15 protein-coding genes are annotated in these 17,857 nt (G+C 63.5%); 6 read left to right on the top strand and 9 right to left on the bottom strand.

Annotated elements, in window-relative coordinates; all coding sequences use genetic code 11:
• Positions 1-30: 30 nt before the first annotated feature.
• Positions 31-879: a DUF2971 domain-containing protein gene (locus AC1Q7F_RS09970; protein WP_492506241.1), complete on the top strand. Its 849-nt coding sequence runs from the start codon at positions 31-33 to the stop codon at positions 877-879.
• A 349-nt stretch (positions 880-1,228) separates the two neighbouring features.
• On the opposite strand, the gene AC1Q7F_RS09975 is transcribed toward AC1Q7F_RS09970, so the two are convergent.
• The 4 genes from AC1Q7F_RS09975 to AC1Q7F_RS09990 all read right to left on the bottom strand — a co-directional run bounded on the left by AC1Q7F_RS09975 (position 1,229) and on the right by AC1Q7F_RS09990 (position 2,823).
• The gene (locus tag AC1Q7F_RS09975; protein WP_492506243.1) at positions 1,229-1,654 is read right to left on the bottom strand and encodes a type II toxin-antitoxin system VapC family toxin; all 426 of its coding nucleotides are present in this window, start codon (positions 1,652-1,654) and stop codon (positions 1,229-1,231) included.
• Positions 1,654-1,896 carry a type II toxin-antitoxin system Phd/YefM family antitoxin gene (locus tag AC1Q7F_RS09980; RefSeq protein WP_492506245.1) on the bottom strand — a complete coding sequence of 81 codons (243 nt, stop codon included), beginning with the start codon at positions 1,894-1,896 and terminating at the stop codon, positions 1,654-1,656. The genes AC1Q7F_RS09975 and AC1Q7F_RS09980 overlap by 1 nt, the downstream gene beginning before the upstream one ends.
• Positions 1,897-2,057: 161 nt before the next feature.
• Positions 2,058-2,258 carry a hypothetical protein gene (locus tag AC1Q7F_RS09985; RefSeq protein WP_492506247.1) on the bottom strand — a complete coding sequence of 67 codons (201 nt, stop codon included), beginning with the start codon at positions 2,256-2,258 and terminating at the stop codon, positions 2,058-2,060.
• Positions 2,259-2,364: 106 nt separating this feature from the next.
• Entirely contained in the window at positions 2,365-2,823 is a 459-nt protein-coding gene (locus AC1Q7F_RS09990) for a hypothetical protein (protein ID WP_492506249.1), read from the bottom strand.
• Between the two features lie 123 nt (positions 2,824-2,946).
• Here AC1Q7F_RS09990 and AC1Q7F_RS09995 point away from each other — a divergent pair, with 123 nt between their 5' ends.
• Together AC1Q7F_RS09995 and AC1Q7F_RS10000 are read left to right on the top strand one after the other, a co-directional pair.
• Entirely contained in the window at positions 2,947-3,198 is a 252-nt protein-coding gene (locus AC1Q7F_RS09995; protein ID WP_492506251.1) for a helix-turn-helix domain-containing protein, read from the top strand.
• A gap of 100 nt (positions 3,199-3,298) precedes the next feature.
• Positions 3,299-4,531: a hypothetical protein gene (locus AC1Q7F_RS10000; protein WP_492506253.1), complete on the top strand. Its 1,233-nt coding sequence runs from the start codon at positions 3,299-3,301 to the stop codon at positions 4,529-4,531.
• 26 nt (positions 4,532-4,557) lie between these two features.
• Here the strand turns inward: AC1Q7F_RS10000 and AC1Q7F_RS10005 are convergent, their stop codons facing one another.
• Complete coding sequence (locus AC1Q7F_RS10005) at positions 4,558-5,550, bottom strand: alpha/beta fold hydrolase (RefSeq protein WP_492506255.1); 993 nt, start codon at positions 5,548-5,550, stop codon at positions 4,558-4,560.
• 137 nt (positions 5,551-5,687) lie between these two features.
• Between AC1Q7F_RS10005 and mnmA the strand changes: the two genes are divergently transcribed.
• The gene (gene mnmA / locus AC1Q7F_RS10010; protein ID WP_492506257.1) at positions 5,688-6,821 is read left to right on the top strand and encodes a tRNA 2-thiouridine(34) synthase MnmA; all 1,134 of its coding nucleotides are present in this window, start codon (positions 5,688-5,690) and stop codon (positions 6,819-6,821) included.
• A 339-nt stretch (positions 6,822-7,160) separates the two neighbouring features.
• Here mnmA and mfd read toward each other — a convergent pair whose 3' ends face one another.
• Complete coding sequence (mfd, locus tag AC1Q7F_RS10015; protein WP_492506259.1) at positions 7,161-10,781, bottom strand: transcription-repair coupling factor; 3,621 nt, start codon at positions 10,779-10,781, stop codon at positions 7,161-7,163.
• Positions 10,782-10,868: 87 nt separating this feature from the next.
• A complete protein-coding gene (locus tag AC1Q7F_RS10020) occupies positions 10,869-11,144 on the bottom strand; it encodes a succinate dehydrogenase assembly factor 2 (protein WP_492506261.1) in 276 nt (91 codons plus the stop codon).
• 97 nt (positions 11,145-11,241) lie between these two features.
• Here AC1Q7F_RS10020 and recG point away from each other — a divergent pair, with 97 nt between their 5' ends.
• On the top strand, positions 11,242-13,323 hold the full coding sequence (gene recG, locus AC1Q7F_RS10025) for an ATP-dependent DNA helicase RecG (protein ID WP_492506263.1): 2,082 nt from the start codon (positions 11,242-11,244) through the stop codon (positions 13,321-13,323).
• Between the two features lie 463 nt (positions 13,324-13,786).
• Here the strand turns inward: recG and AC1Q7F_RS10030 are convergent, their stop codons facing one another.
• Both AC1Q7F_RS10030 and AC1Q7F_RS10035 read right to left on the bottom strand, forming a co-directional pair.
• The gene (locus AC1Q7F_RS10030; RefSeq protein ID WP_492506265.1) at positions 13,787-14,224 is read right to left on the bottom strand and encodes a hypothetical protein; all 438 of its coding nucleotides are present in this window, start codon (positions 14,222-14,224) and stop codon (positions 13,787-13,789) included.
• 124 nt (positions 14,225-14,348) lie between these two features.
• Positions 14,349-16,367, bottom strand: coding sequence for a PAS domain-containing protein (locus tag AC1Q7F_RS10035; protein WP_492506267.1), 2,019 nt, complete (start codon positions 16,365-16,367; stop codon positions 14,349-14,351).
• 211 nt (positions 16,368-16,578) lie between these two features.
• On the opposite strand from AC1Q7F_RS10035, the gene AC1Q7F_RS10040 reads away from it, so the two are divergent.
• On the top strand, positions 16,579-17,847 hold the full coding sequence (locus AC1Q7F_RS10040; protein ID WP_492506269.1) for an NAD(P)/FAD-dependent oxidoreductase: 1,269 nt from the start codon (positions 16,579-16,581) through the stop codon (positions 17,845-17,847).
• Positions 17,848-17,857 lie beyond the last annotated feature (10 nt).

The raw sequence follows: 17,857 nt of genomic DNA on the forward strand, positions 1-17,857 counted from the left end.
ATGAATGCCACAAATGAAGAAGGTGGCAAGATGGAAAATATTCTGTATAAATACAGGGCATTTTCGACATCTTTAATTAAAAATATCGTTGATGATTGTTTATATTTCTCGTCTCCGAGTAATTTTAACGATCCTTTCGATTGCAAGCCCACAGTTATAATTGACACCAGCCTCGAAGAAGCTAAAAATTTACTACGCAGATATATTTGCGTAAATTCTCTCGGCACCTCATCCTTTACAAATTCTCAGAATGATGCTGACAAGAAAATAGAAGAGATCGAAAAGTTAGCGACCTTTCTGGGAAGGAAGAGCAGTCATAAGGACATGTTATCTATATTATTATGTGAGGCACTAAAAGAGGAAATAGAAAAGCGTTTTAAAATAGGAATTTTATGTTTAAGCGAAACATATAGCTCACCACTGATGTGGAGTCATTACGCCGATCAACATCGTGGAATTTGCCTGGGATATATTCTGGCCAATTCTAACATTGGCCCCCTTAGGAAGGTAATTTATGGCGAAGATAGAACAATCTCTGTTTCAGAATTGATTACATCATGCCTCGATCTCTCAAAATTCTCAGAGCTTTTCTATGAAAAAGCATATTTACGAAAAGCACCGCAATGGGAATACGAACAGGAGTTGCGAATTTTTGGCAACGAAAATAGATGCCAAAGCGGATTCAAATTAAAGGAAGTGATATTTGGAATGCGATGCGAGGATTCTGTCATCAAGAGTATTCTCTTAATTCTTGCGGATAAAATAGAAGAAATTGATTTTTATAGAATTATTGACATTTCTGGTGATTTTAACATCACAAAGACTAAATTGACACCATCGAAGTTTTTGAAATCATATCTCCCGCATCATCATAGATGATCTGCTCTCACTGAACTATAATGGCGAACAATACTCATCGCAGCCGACATATTGGCCGAATGCAGCCAGCCGAGCCTACTCCACGCTCATCCAGCGCGACCCGGAAATGGTGGCGAAGATTCTGGCGGCGTGACCCTCACCTCAGTTGGTACAATGAGAGGCTCATCCGCTGATGCAGGATACGCAGCACTTCCGTTATACCGGGAGCCCTGACCTTTGACACATGTAGGTCGCGGGTGAGCGCCAGCGAACCCCGACAACCGACGGCCGCCCTGTCTGTCGATCCTGCCCCCTCCCCCCCGGTGCTAACCGGGACGATGGCAGGTGGAATGGGAGGGCGGGCCTTGGATCATCCCATCAACTGCGTCGGCACCCCCAGTAGGGGGCCAGCGCTGGCCAGCCGCTGGTCGAGCGTATGGACCGTGGCGCCATGCTCCGACGCCGTCGCGAGGTGGAGCGCGTCGCCGGCACGGAGCCCAAGCCCATGCTGGTCGGCGAATTTGGCGGCGGCCCGGAAGTGCCCGCCCGTCACCGGCAGGATGGTGAAGCTCTCCGCGACGAGCCGGTTGAACATGGCCAGCGCGGCTGCGCGCTGTGCCAAGTCGATCTGCCCGGTCCGCAGCTTGATGGACAGGGCGGAGGACATCTCTGTGACGGTCCAGTCGCTGATGACGAGCAGTGCTGGGTCCTGGTCCGCCAGCCACCCCTGGATACGGGGCGTCGTGGCTTCGTTTGAAAGGGCGGCGACGATCAGCGAGGTGTCGAGGTAGAGCATCAGTAGCGGTCGCCATCCCGCATCGACCGGACCAGATCGGCGGCATCCTGGGCCTGCGGGGGCATGGCCGCCGTCAGGGACCGCAGCATGCCAAGGTCGACCGGCTTGCGCGGCCTGGCCACGGCGGTGAGCTGCGCGACCGGCTTGCCGCGCCGGGTGATGTCGATCGAAGCGCCCGCCTCGACCCGGTCGACGAGTTCGCTCAGGTGGGCCTTGGCATCCGCGAGGTTGACCGTATCCATTCCATGCTCCTGACCATATAGGTAGTCATATAGCGCATGGGCTGATGGAATTCCAGCGGGGGAAGTTTATTATCGACTTATTGCTGGGGTTCTGGTCAGACAGGTAAAATATAGCTGAGAAGGTCTCTGGCAGCAGGTTCGGTCAGCCGCCATGACACCGGTCAATTGCCTTTGGCAGCCGGCTGTCTGGCGCGGGCGATGCCGATCTCAAATATCTCATCCATGGACAGCGTCGTGAAGTTGCCGGCATCCGCAGCCGCCGCCCCCTCCAGGATGGCCGCACGGATGGCTTCCTTCTCCACCCGGACCAGTTCCGCGTCCAGCGCCTCACCCAGGATCGACACAGCACTGCGCCCGGTCATGGTTTGAAGCCTTGCCAGCGTTTCAGCAATGTTGTCGTCAAGGTCGATATGCCCAGCCATGAAAAGAGTATGGGAAACGACACTGCCGCTGTCCAGCGCCCCTCCCCTAAACCCGCGTCCCGAACACCCCGCCCCCCATCACTCCCCCGGCCAGGGGCAGGCAGACCAGATCGAGGTCCCCGATCAGCGCCACCCGCGCGCCCGGCCCCGCCATGCAAGCCTGTTCGCGCAGCCAGTCGCGGGCTGGCGTGCCCGGCGGCAGGGAGGTGGCGCCGCCCAGGCTGTCCGACAGCCAGGGCAGGCCCAGCAGATAGGCCGCCAGGGGACAGAGCAGCCGGAATTGCGGCGGGTCGGGCCACAGGCAATAGAGATGGGGAAGATAGCCGGCCAGCCAGAGTTGCTCCTGCAGGCTGTTCCAGTCCGGCAATCCATCCATCGCCTGCGTCAAACCGTACCAGCGGCCGACAAGGTCGCGGGCCTGCCGGACGCGCAGCATGGTCAAGGATGGATCGGCCACACAGGCGAGGCCGTAATGGGCGGCGGGGGAAAGGCTTGATTCGTTCATATGGGTGCGTCTTTATACCCCTGAGCGGTCATATAACTGCTCGTTCTGATGTATTTTACATCAGATACGCATAATTAACACCTATAAATGGACCAGCCCGGCCCAACGAGGTGGGCTATCAGCATGGCTGGAATTTCTCCTCGTCAGATACGGGCGGCACGTTCGCTCCTGGGCTGGACCCAACAGGAACTCGCGGACAAGGCCGTTGTCTCGGGCAACACCGTGCAGCGCGCCGAGCGCGGTGTGTCCGTGCGCGTCGATGTCTATCTGAAACTCTGGCGGACGCTGGAAACGGCGGGGATAGAGTTTACGCCTGCGACGGCGGATAAGGGCGAAGGGGTACGGCTGGCACGGCCGGACATGCCGGCCGCCTGATCGTCCAAACGCGGGAACTTCCCTGCCGGCACCCGATTATAGAATATTTTCCTATGGCGTGATAGGATCGTGGTCTCCCCCTGCACACCGGAGCCCCGCCATGTCCCCTGCCTCCCTCGCCGGCCTCAGCCTGAAACAGCGTCAGGAAGCCATCCGCCGTGCTGCCGCCGGTGCCGCTGCCGATCCCTCGACGGTGAAGCCCTTCTCCGACCCCCAGCCCTATCAGGGACGGCTGCTGGAAGGATATCATTCCCGAAAGCTGGATGAGATCACCTGGGCGAAGATCGCCTTCCATCTGGCGGCCGGCGTGCCGATCATCAAGATCGCGGAGCATTACAAGCTGTCGCGCTCCACCATCTGGCGGGCCCTGTCGCAATCCCACAATCTGCGCCGCCGCGTGGCGGAGGAACGGGCCCTGATGCGGCGGGAGGCCGACAGCCGGTTCGTGGCCATGCGCGAGCTGGTGGTGGACACGCTCTACCGCGCTGTGGCCGACGGCAATATGCGCGCCACGATCTGGGCCGCCGAACGGCTGGGCATGGGCATGGGCCTGTTGCAGCAGGCCGAAAAACCGCCCAAGCCCGGCTATGCCCGCGTCCCCGCCGGCTGGTTCCCCACCCCGGAGAAGGCGACCGCCATCATGGCCGACCTGGATGCCCCGCCGGGCACCCCGGTGCCGCTGCCCGTGCCCGAAGAAAGCCCCGCCGAAGCACCCCGCCGGCGTCGCCGTCGCGTACCCCTGCACCCGCACGGGTTCGAACCGCCGCCCCCCACCCGGACCAGACAGGCGGACGCCCACGCCGTGGCGGGTGCCATGCCTCTGGATGCCGCTGTGACCAACGCTGTGACAGCCGGCGCCACGACGACGGATGCCATGATGACGGATTCCCCGCCCCCGGACGATCTCCACGCTCCCACCCACCCACAACCGCCTTCCCGGCGAACGCCGGGACCCAGGGGCCAGGCGCCCGACCTCACCACCCAAGACAGCGATGCAACCCCACCCATTGCGGCCTGTGGCCCCTGGGCCCCGGCCTTCGCCGGGGAGGCGATAGAGCAAGGCGAGGCATCAGCGCCCCCAACTCCCCGCCGCAGGGTCAGCACCAGTTGCCCGCCGCTGCCCAGAAACCAAGTCTCAAGCCGCCTCACCGACGGGCTGCGCCATGCTCGCCCGCGTGCGGCCATCCGCCTGCTGGCCTGGTTTCTCCATAATTGCCGGCCAGCGGCCGGTGGCATCGACGGCGCCCCCGGCCTGTCCGCCGCGCACCAGGATGCCCGCTCCCGCTGGCTATCCTGGGGGGATGGGACCATGGACCTGTGCGACAGGAACTGAAAAACGTCGCATGATGTTTCACAGGGTTAACGACGCCCGCGCCGCGACATCCGGTCCGGCCCGTCGATCCCGGCCAGAAACCCCAGCAACGCCGCGTTCACCGCGTCCGGCGCCTCCTGCTGCACCCAATGCCCGGCACCGTCCACCAGGGTCGTGCCGCGGAAATCGGTGCAGGTCGTGCCGTCCATGGCGCGCAGCGCCTTGTCCATGCCCGGCATGCGCAGCACGGCGTCCAGCGTGCCGGCGATGAAGCAGGCGGGCACAGTGATGGCCGCACCATGCCAGGGGGCGGTCAGGGCCCAGTTGCGGTCCAGGTTGCGGTACCAGTTCAACCCGCCGCGATAGCCGGTGCGGGCATAGGTGCTGGCATAGGTTTGCAGATCGTCCTCGCTCAGCCAGTCGGGCAGCACGTCCACGGGCGGGCAGGTTTCCACCAGCCCCTGACCCTCGGGGATCATCAGGGGCCAGCCCTTGCCGCTGGCGGCGGCGGCACCCGACGCGCCGACCAGGAGGCGGCGATGGGTCTCATAGGGGTCGGCACCCAGATCGGCCTCCGCCACGCCCGGCTCCTGGAAATACACCATATAGAACCGGTGCAGCCCCTGGGCGCGGGCCATGCCAACCAGGCTGCCATGGGGGCCGCGCGGCGACCAGGGCACGGCCAGCCCGGCCACGGCGCAAAACCGGTCGGGCCGCATCAGCGCGGCATGCCAGGCGACGGGCGCACCCCAATCATGGCCGATGATGGTGCAGGTCTCGATGGTCAGCGCGTCCAGCAGGCCGACCATATCGCCCACCAGATGCAGGATCGTGTAATCCTCCACCGCATCGGGCGCCTCGGTCCCGCCAAAACCGCGCATGTCGGGCACGATCACCCGGTATCCGGCATCGACCAGCGCCGGCACCTGATGGCGCCAGCTATGCCCCAGTTCCGGCCAGCCATGGCAGAGCAGCAAGGCCGGCCCCTGCCCTTCATCGCGATAGGCGATATGGATGCCGTTGGCCTTCACGATGGGCATGGCGCTTCTCCCCGATATCTTGTTCTTTCAAACAAGTGTTTACAGAAGTGGGTAAGGCGGTGCCAGTGGCTTGGCGAATAGCCGCCCCGCAAGGCTTGCGCGATTGTCGCGGCGCGGTTTGCGGCTATATATCGCCCATGAACTCGCTTGGCATCGATAAGGCCCCGGCCGATACCCGTGTCGTCGTCGCCATGTCCGGCGGCGTCGACAGTTCCGTGGCCGCGGCCATGCTGCGGCGTGAAGGCTATGACGTCGTCGGCATCACGCTGCAGCTCTATGATTACGGCATGACGGTCGGCAAGAAGGGCGCCTGCTGCGCCGGCCAGGACATCTATGATGCCCGCCGCGTCGCCGACCAGATCGACATCCCGCACTATGTTCTGGATTATGAAAGCCGGTTCAAGAACTCGGTGATGGATGATTTCGTCGACACCTATCTGAAGGGGGAGACGCCGATCCCCTGTGTCCGCTGCAATCAGACGGTCAAGTTCAAGGATCTGCTGGACCAGGCGCGCGAACTGGGGGCAGATTGCATGGCCACCGGCCATTATGCGCGCCGCGAGATGGTGGATGGCCGTGCCGCGATGCTGCGCGGGGCTGACCATAGTCGCGACCAGTCCTATTTCCTGTTCGCCACCACGCAGCCTCAGCTGGATTTCCTGCGCTTCCCGCTGGGGGACAAACCGAAGACGGAAACCCGCGCCATCGCCGACGCGCTGGGCCTGGCCGTGGCCGACAAGCCCGACAGCCAGGATATCTGCTTCGTGCCCACCGGCGGCTACGCCAAGGTGGTGGAAAAGCTGCGGCCGGGGGCCGTGCGGCCGGGGGAGATCGTGCATGTCGATGGCACGATCATGGGCCGGCATGACGGCGTGATCCATTATACGGTGGGCCAGCGCAAGGGCCTGGGCATCGGCGGGCGCAAGACCGACGCCGGCGACGATGTCGACCCGCTCTATGTCGTGCGCGTCGATCCGGTGGCCAACCAGGTGGTGGTGGGGCCGCGCGCAGCATTGGCGCGGGACAGGGTGACGGTGCGGGAACTGAACTGGCTGGGCAAGCCGGCAGTGGGCGTGCCCATGCCGGTGTCGGTGAAGCTGCGCTCCGCCCAACACCCGGCGGCGGCAACGCTGGTGCTGCATGGGGATGGCAATGCGGTGGTGGAGCTGGATGCCGCCCAGTACGGGATTTCACCGGGTCAGGCGGCCGTGTTCTATGATGGCGAGCGCATGCTGGGCGGCGGGTGGATCAGCGGGACCGGGGTGCGGTAGGGCGGATTAGGGTCTGTAAGGTTTAAGTGGAATCGCACCTTTATCCGCCTTCCCGGCGAAGGCCGGGACCCAGGAGCCAAGCGCCCCACCTCTCGGCAGCTTTGCTGGACGCTGCGTAGAGGTCTGTTCCTGTGGCCCCTGGGTCCCGGCCTTCGCCGGGAAGGCGGGATTAGAGATCCTATCTAAACCAGACAGACTCTAGGGTCTGTCTGGTTCGATCGCCGTAGGTCGGGTCGAGGGCAAAGCCCGAGCCCCGACATTCAATGCACCGTCGCTTGTCGGGGCTCGCCTGCGGCTCGACCCGACTACGGCTGACAAGGGGGTGCTGCGCTTTCCCCCTCACCACCGCCGCTTCGCTGCCCCGAACGGGGGCCGCTTCACCAGCGGCTTGGGGGGCGGTGGAGGGGGTGGAGGTGGGGGCGGCGGAGGCAGATCCGCCGTTACCTTCTGCCCGGCCGCCATCTGGGCCAGTGCCTGCATCAGGGTGCGGGCACCGGCCATGCGGGTTTCGTCACTTTCCCAGGGACGCAGGAAGACCAGCTTGTGGTCGGTGGGGCGCAACTTGGCAGTGCCGGCCTGTTTTTGAATGAATTCAACGAGCTTGGCCGGGTTCTTGAAGCTGTTATTGCGGAAGCCGACCGTGGCGCCCTTGGGTCCGGCATCCAAGTTGGACACCCCGGCCTCCCGGCACAGGCGCTTGATCTCCATCAGGCGCAGCAGATTGTCCACCTCCGGCGGCAGCTTGCCGAACCGGTCGATCAGCTCCACGCCGAACGCCTCCACCTCGTCCTTGCCGGCCAGGTCCGACAGGCGGCGATAGAGGGTCAGGCGCACGCCCAGGTCGGGTACATAATGGTCGGGGATCAGGACCGGCATACCCAGAGCGATCTGCGGCGACCAGGCATCTTCGGCCACCTGGGCGTCGGACAGGCCGCCGCGCGCAGCCTCCACTGCTTCCTCCAGCATCTGCTGGTAAAGCTCCACGCCGACCTCGCGGATCTGGCCGGATTGTTCCTCACCCAGCAGGTTGCCGGCACCGCGGATATCCATGTCGTGGCTGGCCAGCTGGAACCCCGCGCCCAGGCTGTCCAGCGTTTCCAGCACGTGCAGGCGCTGCTGCGCCGTGGCGGACAGGACCGTCTTGGGCTGATAGGTCAGGTAGGCATATCCCCGCACCTTGGACCGGCCGACGCGGCCGCGGATCTGGTAAAGCTGGGCCAGGCCGAACAGGTCGGCGCGGTGGACGATCATGGTGTTGGCGCGGGGGATGTCCAAACCGGATTCGATGATGTTGGTGGCCAGCAGCACGTCGTACTTGCCGTCATCGAAGGCCGTCATCACGTCCTCCAGCTCCGTCGCCGCCATCTGGCCATGGGCGGTGATCAGCTTCACCTCCGGCACCAGTTCCTCCAGCCGGACGCGGACCTTGTCCAGATCCTCCACGCGCGGACAGACATAGAAGCTCTGCCCGCCCCGGTGATGCTCGCGCAGGATGGCCTCGCGGATCACCACGGGATCAAACGGCAGGACGAAGGTGCGCACGGCCAGCCGGTCCACCGGCGGCGTGGCGATCACCGACAGTTCGCGCACGCCCGACAGGGCCAGTTGCAAGGTGCGGGGGATGGGCGTGGCCGACAGGGTCAGCACATGCACATCGGCGCGCAGCTCCTTCAGCCGCTCCTTCTGCTTCACGCCGAAATGCTGTTCCTCGTCGACGATGACCAGGCCCAGGCGCTTGAAATCCACACCCTTGCCCAGCAGCGCGTGGGTGCCGATGACGATGTCGATGGTGCCGTCGGCCACGCCCTGCTTGGTCTGGCTGGTTTCCTTGGCCGTCACCATGCGCGACAATTGGCCGATCTGGACGGGCAGTCCGGCAAAACGGGTGCTGAAGGTGCGGGCATGCTGGCGGGCCAGCAGGGTGGTGGGGACGACGACCGCGACCTGCTTGCCGGCCATCACGGCCAGGAAGGCGGCGCGCAAGGCCACCTCCGTCTTGCCGAAGCCGACATCGCCGCAGATCAGCCGGTCCATGGGCTTGCCGGAGCCCAGATCCTCGATCACGTCATCGATGGCCCGCAACTGGTCGTCCGTCTCCGCATAGGGGAAGCGGGCGCAGAACTCGTCCCAGGCGCCATCGGGGATGGGCACGGATTCCGCCCGGCGGAGCGCGCGTTCGGCGGCGATGCGCAGCAGGGCGTCGGCCATGTCCTTCAGCCGGCGCTTGACCCGCGCCTTTCGCGACTGCCAGCCGGCACCGCCCAGCTTGTCCAGCGTGGCACCCGCCTCCTCGCTGGCATAGCGCGACAGGACCTCGATATTCTCCACCGGCACATAGAGCTTGTCCCCGCCCTCATAGATCAGGCGCAGGCAATCATGCGGGGCACCGCCGACGGTCAGGGTCTCCAGACCATCATATTTGCCGATGCCATGGTCGATATGGACGACGAAGTCGCCCGGGTTCAGCGACGCCGCCTCGGCAATGAAATTGGCGTTGCGGCGCTTCTTCTTCGATCCCGCGCGGACCAGGCGATCGCCCAGGATATCCTGTTCAGTGATGACGGCCAGACCGGGGGCGGTGAAGCCATGGTCCAGCGGCAGCACGATCAGGGCCGTGGTGCCCTTGGGCAGGTCCTTCAGGTCGGCCCAGGCATCCACCGCCTTCAGTTTGGTCAGGCCATGTTCCTTCAGCACCGACAGCAGCCGGTCGCGGGAACCGGTGGTGTAGCCGGCGATGATGGTGGTGCGGCCATCGCGGTTCAGCGCCTCGATATGCTCACGCAGCACGTCATAGACATTCACACCGGACTGGACGCGGGCATCGGCGAAATCGCGGCCCTTGCGACCGCCGCCATCGGCCATGTCCTTGTTCGAGGTCTCGCCCTCGATGGCGGCAAAGGGCGAGAGCTGAGCCACGGCGCGCACAGCCAGATGGCGGTCGAACGTATCGCCATCCAGGAACAGCAGCGAAGGCGGAATGGGCTTGTAGGCGGGGTTGCCGGACTTCTTCTCCGCCTCCACCATGGCGCGCCGCGCGGAATAGAAATCCTGGACCTGTTCCAGGCGTTCATCGCGGGCCTGTTCGACATTGGCGTCCAGCGTGACAGACGCGTCGGGCAGATAGTCGAACAGCGTTTCCAGCGAGCTGTGGAACAGGGGCAGCCAATGTTCCATGCCGGCATGCTTGCGCGCCGCGCTGACCGCCTCATAGAGCGGGTCGTCATCGGTGACGGCGCCGAAATGCTCGCGATAGCCGGTGCGGAAGCGCTGGATCGACATTTCGTCCAGGAACACTTCCGACATCGGCGTCAGCAGGAAGGTGTCGCGCTTGTCCACCGTCAGCTGCGTCATCGGATCGAAACTGCGTACCCCGTCCAGATCGTCGCCGAACAGGTCCAGGCGCAGCGCCTCCGCACTGCCGGGCGGGAACAGGTCGATGATGCCGCCGCGCACGGCGAATTCACCCGGCTCCCGCACCGTCTGCGCCCGCATATAGCCGTTCTGGGTCAGGAAGCGCTGAAGCTCCGCCACATTGATGCGCGCCCCCACCTTGGCGGCAAAGCTGGCATTGCGGAAGGCCAGACGGGGCGGCAGCTTCTGTACCAGGGCGTTGACGGTGGTGATCACCAGGAACGGCTTGCCGGCGGGGCGCAGCAGGCGGGTCAGGGTGGTGATGCGCTGGGCCACGATCTCCCCGTTGGGCGAGACGCGGTCATAGGGCAGGCAGTCCCAGGCCGGGAAGCCCAGCACCTCGATGGACGGGTCGAAGAACGACACCGCCTCGGCCAGCCGGGCGGCGCGGGCATCGTCGCTGGCCACATGCAGCAGGCCGGCATTGCCGCCGCGCCGGGCCAGTGCCGCCAGCAGGCGCGCATCCTGCCCGTCCGGCGCGCCCGCCAGCAACATGCGGCGGGGATGGCCCAGGTTCAGCGCGAGGTCGGGCGTGGGGATCAGGCTCATGGGACGGGCTTTGCTGCTGCGGCGACGGGGCGGGTATAGCAGGGATCGCGGCGGAGGGGAACAAAACGGGGACGTATTCCTGCCCCCTCACCGATATCGATGCACCCGCAGCATGTCCATCAGCGGCCCTTCCCATTCCGCCGGGGTCGGCTCCTGGCCGGTGATCCAGTTATAGAGGTCGGGGTCGGACAGTTCCAACAGCACCTCGAACCGGTCGACCAGGACCTCGTCCATCGTGGCGATGTGCTTGCGGGCGAAACTGCCCAGCAGCAGATCCATCTCCTTGGTGCCGCGATGGTCGCTGCGGAAGATCAGGCGCTTGCGGCGGGGGTCGAGTTGGGTATCGGGAAGATCGATCATCATCAGGGTTCCGGTTTGAAGCTGGGCTTTGATATAGAACCTGGGGGGGCCGGCTGTCAGCCGTCCCCTGCCCCGCCGCCGACAGATTGGGTCCCTGCCCTTGCGTCCCGCCATCCTGTTTCCGCTGTTTGCACCCGTGACCAGCCTGCCCGGCCTGGGCCCGCGCCTGGGCAAGCTGGCTGAGAAGCTGGCCGGCCCGCATGTCGTCGACCTGCTCTGGCACAAGCCGGTGGGCGTGGTGGACCGTATCCTGGTGCCCAGCATTGCGGAGGTGCCGGACGGGCGGCATGTGCTGCTGACCGTCCGGGTGGACGGGCATGCCCCGCCCATGGCCCATAATAGGCCCTATCGCATCCGCTGCACCGACCATAGCGGATCGATGGATCTGGTCTATTTCCATATCAAGGGCGACTGGCTGGAAAAAAAGCTGCCGGTGGGCACGAAGATCATCGTGGCCGGCAAGGCGGAATATTATAACAACCATCTTCAGATCGCCCACCCCGAACACGCCGCCCCCGCCGATGAGGGGGCGCCGCCGGCCGCGACGGAGCCGACATATCCGCTGACCGGCGGCCTGAACCCCAAACCGCTGCGCACCGCCATCCAGGCGGCGTTGAGCCGGGCCGAGGCGCTGCCGGAATGGCAGGATGCGGCCTGGCTGAAGAAGCGGGACTGGCCGGATTGGCACAGCGCCCTGACACGCCTGCACAATCCGGTGGACGAGGCGGATATCAACCCGCTGGGGCCGGTGCGGCAAAGGCTGGCGTTCGACGAGTTGCTGGCCAACCAGTTGGCCCTGGTCCTGGTCCGCGCGCAGCAGCGCAAGCTGAGCGGGCGGGAGACGGCGGGGGACGGGAGGCTGCGTGCCGCCGTGGCCGGTGCCCTGCCCTATCGCCTGACCCATGCGCAGGAACGCTCGCTGAACGAGATCTATGCCGACATGGCGGACCCGGCCCGCATGCTGCGGCTGTTGCAGGGCGATGTCGGCAGCGGCAAGACCATCGTGGCGCTGATGGCCATGCTGAACGCCGTGGAGACGGGTGCGCAGGCGGCCCTGATGGCGCCCACGGAGATTTTGGCGAGGCAGCATATGGAGACGCTGGCGCCGCTATGCGAGGCGGCCGGTGTGAAACTCGCCGTGCTGACGGGCCGCGACAAGGGCAAGGCGCGGGCCGCCCTGCTGGAAAGCCTGGCGGCGGGGGAGATCGACATCCTGGTCGGCACCCACGCCCTGTTCCAGGACGAGGTGGCCTTCGCCGACCTGGCCATAGCGGTCATCGATGAACAGCACAAGTTCGGCGTGCATCAGCGCCTGCAACTGGCGGCCAAGGGGCGCGGGGTGGACACGCTGGTGATGACCGCCACGCCCATCCCCCGCACCCTGACCCTGACCGTCTATGGCGACATGGATGTCTCCCGCCTGGACGAAAAGCCGCCGGGGCGCCAGCCGGTGAAGACGGTGGTCATGCATGCCGAAAGGCTGGAGGAGGTGGCGGGCGGCCTGCACCGGGCCATCGCGTCGGGCCAGCGCATCTATTGGGTCTGCCCCCTGGTGGAGGAGAGTGAGCAGGTGGATCTGGCCGCCGCCACCCACCGGCACGCGGCCCTGGTGGAGCGGCTGGGTACTCGCGTGGGTCTGATCCATGGCAAGATGAAGGGGCCGGACAAGGACAAGGTCATGGCCGACTTTGCCGAAGGCCGCCTGGACGTGCTGGTCGCCACCACGGTGATTGAGGTCGGCGTGAACGTGCCGGAAGCCACGATCATGGTCATCGAACATGCCGAACGGTTCGGCCTGGCCCAGTTGCACCAGTTGCGCGGCCGGGTGGGGCGCGGCACCGGCGCCAGCACCTGCCTGCTGCTCTATTACCAGCCGCTGGGCGAGGTGGCGCGCCAGCGGCTGGGCGTGATGAAGGATACCGAGGACGGGTTCCTGATCGCCGAAAAGGACCTGGAACTGCGCGGCGCGGGGGAGATGCTGGGCACCAAACAATCGGGCATCCCGGAATTCCGGCTGGCCGATCTGGCGGTACATGGGGACCTGCTGGCCGTGGCGCGCGATGATGCGCGGCTGATCGTGGAGCGCGACCCGGAACTGGTGACGGAACGGGGCAAGGCGCTGCGGACGCTGCTGTATTTGTTTGAACGGGATGGGGCGGTGAAGTATCTGCGGTCGGGGTAATCTGTTTAATAAATACGGCATCAATACAATAAAATTACAATACAATTGCACAAAATTATATTTTAATTATATTTTATACTGCAAATAATTAATATTATAATTAATATAAGGTCAAATTAGAGATAAATTTGGTGAATGGTTTTATATAGAAACTTATCCATTACTTATATCATTTACCTAAATTTACTCAAGCCCACAGATTAACTTATGGCCACGTTGGATTTAAATTAAAACTATATATTCGCCGCCGCATCTGCCAACAATCTGGCGAATTCCCTTAAATTCCATACGAACCCACGAAACATATTGCGATCTATAGATATTTCATCCCCAACATTCCACCTAGGTGGATTTCCTCCAGCATTCTGAACTCTATTAAAGCTTGACTGAGAAAATGTAGACAACCCATGGGCAGCCATGTTTCTTACACAAAATACTTCAATTATAGAAAACTGCTGACAATTTAATCCACCCCAATTGCGGCCGGACAACGCCAAGCATCTCCCCCCCAAACCTCGACACTATTATGTTTAATATATTTCTCGGCAGCTTCATCAGCCGGCAGGACAATATCCATACCGGGAAAATGATTTCTTGATACGTTTTTTTCTGATATAGCATACTCTATCGTATTTCGCGCATGTTCCTCAACAAGGCCTGTATAAGATAACAACAACATAGAGTAAAGTCGGTTGCTGTCAGAAAGCGCCTCCATAAAATCAGGGAAACTACACTTGAAATCCGTAATTTCAGTGGGGTCCTTAATGATTACACCAGTCAGGTCCAAAGCAGGCAAATTGCCCCAACGACCAAGCTCAGATGAAATAGCTATCTCACTTGCCACCCAGAACCGGGTCAAGTCGCCCCATTTGTCCCAAATAGGAAATCTTACCCAAGGCATTTATTCCTCCATTGCGATTTTAGCGTATGACTATATCAAAAAATAAACCCAATAAATATCTCCCAATCCAAAACGGACCGCAAAAAACTTTACGAGAATTAGATTTCTAATATACTAGAGAATATCACCCCCGCGTCACCAAATCCCCCACCTTCCGGGCGAAGCTCTCCATCTGGAAGGGCTTCGTCATCACATGCATGCCCGGCTCCAGGTGCCCGTGGTTCAGCACGGCGTTTTCGGCGTAGCCGGTGATGAACAGCACCTCCAGCCCCGGCCGCAGTTCCCGTGCGGCGTCGGCCAGTTGGCGGCCGTTCATGCCGCCGGGCAGGCCGACATCGGTGACCAGCAGGCTGATGGGATGGGGGCCGTTGAGCAGGCGCAGGGCAGAGGCGGCGTCCTCGGCCTCCAGCACGGCATAGCCGCATTCCTCCAGCTGTTCCACGGCCAGCATGCGCACCAGGGGTTCGTCATCGACGACCAGGATGGTGTCGCGGCCGTCGGCGGGGGCGGTGGCTGTGGCCAGGCCGGGCAGGTCGGGTTCATCCTCCCCCAGCGCGTCGCCCAAGTGGCGGGGCAGGTAGATGCAGATCATCGTGCCCTTGCCCACCTCTGAATAGATGCGGGCGGAGCCGCCGGACTGGCCGGCGAAGCCATAGACCATGGACAGGCCCAGACCCGTGCCCTGGCCGATGGGCTTGGTGGTGAAGAACGGGTCGAAGGCGCGGGCCACCACGTCGGGCGGCATGCCGGTGCCCGTGTCGGAGACGCAGAGCGAGACATACTGGCCCGGCTCCAGTCCGCGCATGCGGGCCCCGCGCTCATCCATCCAGCGGTTGCAGGTCTCGATGGTCAGACGGCCGCCATCGGGCATGGCGTCGCGGGCGTTCAGGCACAGGTTCAGCAGCGCGTTTTCCAGCTGACCGGCATCGGCACAGGTGGTCCACAGGCCGGCCGCCCCCACCGTCTCCACCGCGATCTCCGGCCCCACGGAACGGCCGATCAGGTCCAGCATGCCGTTGGTCAGGCTGTTGAGGTTGAGTGGCTTGGGGTCCAGGGTCTGGCGGCGGGAGAAGGCCAGCAGGCGCTGGGTCAGACCGGCGGCGCGGCGCGACGCGCCCATGGCGCCATTGATGAACCGGTCCAGGTCGCCCACCCGCCCCTGCGCCAGACGGGCCTGCATCATCTCCAGGCTGCCCATGATGCCGGCCAGGATATTGTTGAAATCATGGGCCAGCCCGCCCGTCAGCTGTCCCACCGCCTCCATCTTCTGGCTCTGGCGCAGGGCGTCTTCGGCCGCCATCAGCTCTGCCGTGCGGGCCTGCACCTGGCTTTCCAGGGTGGCGGCCAGGGTGGCCAAATCCTGTTCGGCCCGGCGGCGGTCGGTGATGTCCTGGAACAGCACGGCCACCTGCCGGCGGCTGGCCGGTTCCACCCGCACAGCCGTCAGGTCCAGCCAGCGGCCCGTGGCCACCAGTTCCTGCTGAAACCGGATGGGCCGGCCGGTGCGCAGCACCTCGCCATAGCGGGCCGCCCAGGCATCCGCCTCCTCCCCCACCAACTGGCGCAACTTCCGCCCCACCACGTCGGGGATACCGGCATGGCGGGTGTACGCGGCGTTGGCCTGGACATGGATATAGTCGCTGTCGGGCCCATGGGGACCGTCTAGGAACTCGATGATGCAGAACCCCTCGTCGATGGCGTCAAACAGGTTCTTGTACAGCGCCTCGCTCTCCTGCTTGTCCCTGGCCGCCAGGGTGCGGGCGGTAACGTCGGAACCTTCCACGAAGATGCCCGTCACCTGCCCTTCCGCATTGCGCAGCGGCTGATAGACGAAATCCAGATAGAATTCCTCCACCGGGCCGTCCGGGGTTGCCTGCATGGAGAACCGCATGCCGGTGCCGCGATAGGGCACGCCCGTGCGGTAGACCTGATCCAGAATGGCAACGAAGCCCTGGGCGGCGACGTCGGGCAACGCCTCGGCCATTGGCCGGCCCAGCACGTCACGGCCGCCCACCAGCCGCTGATAGGCAGGGTTGGTCAGTTCGAAACGGTGTTCGGGCCCGCGCAGCAACGCCATGAAGGTTGGCGTCTGCTCGAACATCTGGGTCAGCAAGGGGCCGACATTATTGACAAGGGTCTGCACGTCGTCGTTTCCCCGTGAGCCGGCAAGGGATCAAAGGTTGCGGCTGGCGGCCATCGGCGCCCCTGTTGCCGATGATTTCCATTGCATGTCACAGCCGGTATTTCCAGCAGGAATTCACCAAGGCGGGCAATAAAGCGCCATGGCTTGCTCAGCCTTGCCTAGATGGGCCAGAATGGGCGCCAATTATCTCCAGATGTGTCGAGTTTGTTCCATGTCCCATGCGCCCTCCTGGTATGCCGATACCGCCCATTCGACACCGGCCCGCCCGATGCTGATTGGCGATGTGTCCGCCGATGTCTGCATCGTCGGCGGCGGTTACACCGGGCTGGTCACGGCGATCGAGCTGGCATCCAAAGGGCTGTCGGTGGTGGTGCTGGAGGCGGAAAGCGTCGGCTGGGGTGCGTCGGGGCGCAATGGCGGGCAGATCGTCACCGGCTTCAACAAGGGGATCGGGGAGATCGAAGGCTGGGTGGGCAAGGACGATGCCCGCCATCTGTGGAACCTGTCGGAAGAAGCCAAAGCCATGCTGTCCGACCTGGTCGAGCGCCACGCCATTGATTGTGACCTGACATGGGGATATCTGCTGGCAGCATTGAAGCCCCGGCACATGACCGGGCTGGCAGAGCACAAGGCGGAGCTGGAGGGGCTGGGCTATGCCCGGACGCGGATGGTGGGGCGGGAGGAGATCCGGTCCATGGTGGCCACCGACGCCTACCTGGGCGGCTTGCTCGACGCGGGCAGCGGGCAGCTGCACCCGTTGAACTATGCGCTGGGGCTGGCGCGGGCGGCCGAAGGGCTGGGCGTGCGCATCCATGAGGGTAGTCGCGTGGTGCGCATCGATACGGGCGACAGGCCGCTGGCCGCCACCGCCACGGGCACGGTGTCGGCGAAATTCCTGGTGCTGGCGGGCAATGCCTATCTGGGTGGCGTCTGCCCATCCATCCGCGGCAAGGTGATGCCGGCCGGTACCTATATCATCGGGACCGAAACGATGGACGCGGCGCGGGCGGCGGCCCTGATCCCATCCGGCATCGCCGTGGCGGATGTGAATTTCGTGCTGAATTACTATCGGCGCAGCAAGGATAACCGGCTGCTGTTTGGCGGCGGGGTCAGCTATTCCGGGTTCGACCGGCCCGACCTGAAGCAATCGCTGCGCCGGACCATGCTGAAATATTTCCCGCAGCTGGATGATCTGGCCATCGATTATTGCTGGGGCGGGCATGTGGCCATCACCATGAACCGCATGCCGCATCTGGGTCGGGTATCGCCGACGACATATTTCGCGCAAGGCTATAGCGGGCATGGCGTCGCCCTGACCGCCATCGCCGGCCGCGTGATGGCCGAAGCCATCGCCGGACAGGCCGGCCGCTTCGACATCTTCGCCCGCGTGCCGCACCGGGCCTTTCCGGGACCGCCGGGGCTGCGGATGCCGGCCCTGGTGCTGGGGATGCTGTGGTACCGGCTGCAGGACTGGCTGTGAGGGGGCGGAC

Source organism: Niveispirillum sp. GW835-FHT14G11, from assembly GCF_058793615.1.

Coding starts and splice junctions, on each gene's coding strand:
- AC1Q7F_RS09970 (WP_492506241.1), top strand. CDS start 31: ATGGAAAATATTCTGTATAAATACAGGGCATTTTCGACATCTTTAATT.
- AC1Q7F_RS09975 (WP_492506243.1), bottom strand. CDS start 1,654: ATGCTCTACCTCGACACCTCGCTGATCGTCGCCGCCCTTTCAAACGAA.
- AC1Q7F_RS09980 (WP_492506245.1), bottom strand. CDS start 1,896: ATGGATACGGTCAACCTCGCGGATGCCAAGGCCCACCTGAGCGAACTC.
- AC1Q7F_RS09985 (WP_492506247.1), bottom strand. CDS start 2,258: ATGACCGGGCGCAGTGCTGTGTCGATCCTGGGTGAGGCGCTGGACGCG.
- AC1Q7F_RS09990 (WP_492506249.1), bottom strand. CDS start 2,823: ATGAACGAATCAAGCCTTTCCCCCGCCGCCCATTACGGCCTCGCCTGT.
- AC1Q7F_RS09995 (WP_492506251.1), top strand. CDS start 2,947: ATGGCTGGAATTTCTCCTCGTCAGATACGGGCGGCACGTTCGCTCCTG.
- AC1Q7F_RS10000 (WP_492506253.1), top strand. CDS start 3,299: ATGTCCCCTGCCTCCCTCGCCGGCCTCAGCCTGAAACAGCGTCAGGAA.
- AC1Q7F_RS10005 (WP_492506255.1), bottom strand. CDS start 5,550: ATGCCCATCGTGAAGGCCAACGGCATCCATATCGCCTATCGCGATGAA.
- mnmA (WP_492506257.1), top strand. CDS start 5,688: ATGAACTCGCTTGGCATCGATAAGGCCCCGGCCGATACCCGTGTCGTC.
- mfd (WP_492506259.1), bottom strand. CDS start 10,781: ATGAGCCTGATCCCCACGCCCGACCTCGCGCTGAACCTGGGCCATCCC.
- AC1Q7F_RS10020 (WP_492506261.1), bottom strand. CDS start 11,144: ATGATGATCGATCTTCCCGATACCCAACTCGACCCCCGCCGCAAGCGC.
- AC1Q7F_RS10030 (WP_492506265.1), bottom strand. CDS start 14,224: ATGCCTTGGGTAAGATTTCCTATTTGGGACAAATGGGGCGACTTGACC.
- AC1Q7F_RS10040 (WP_492506269.1), top strand. CDS start 16,579: ATGTCCCATGCGCCCTCCTGGTATGCCGATACCGCCCATTCGACACCG.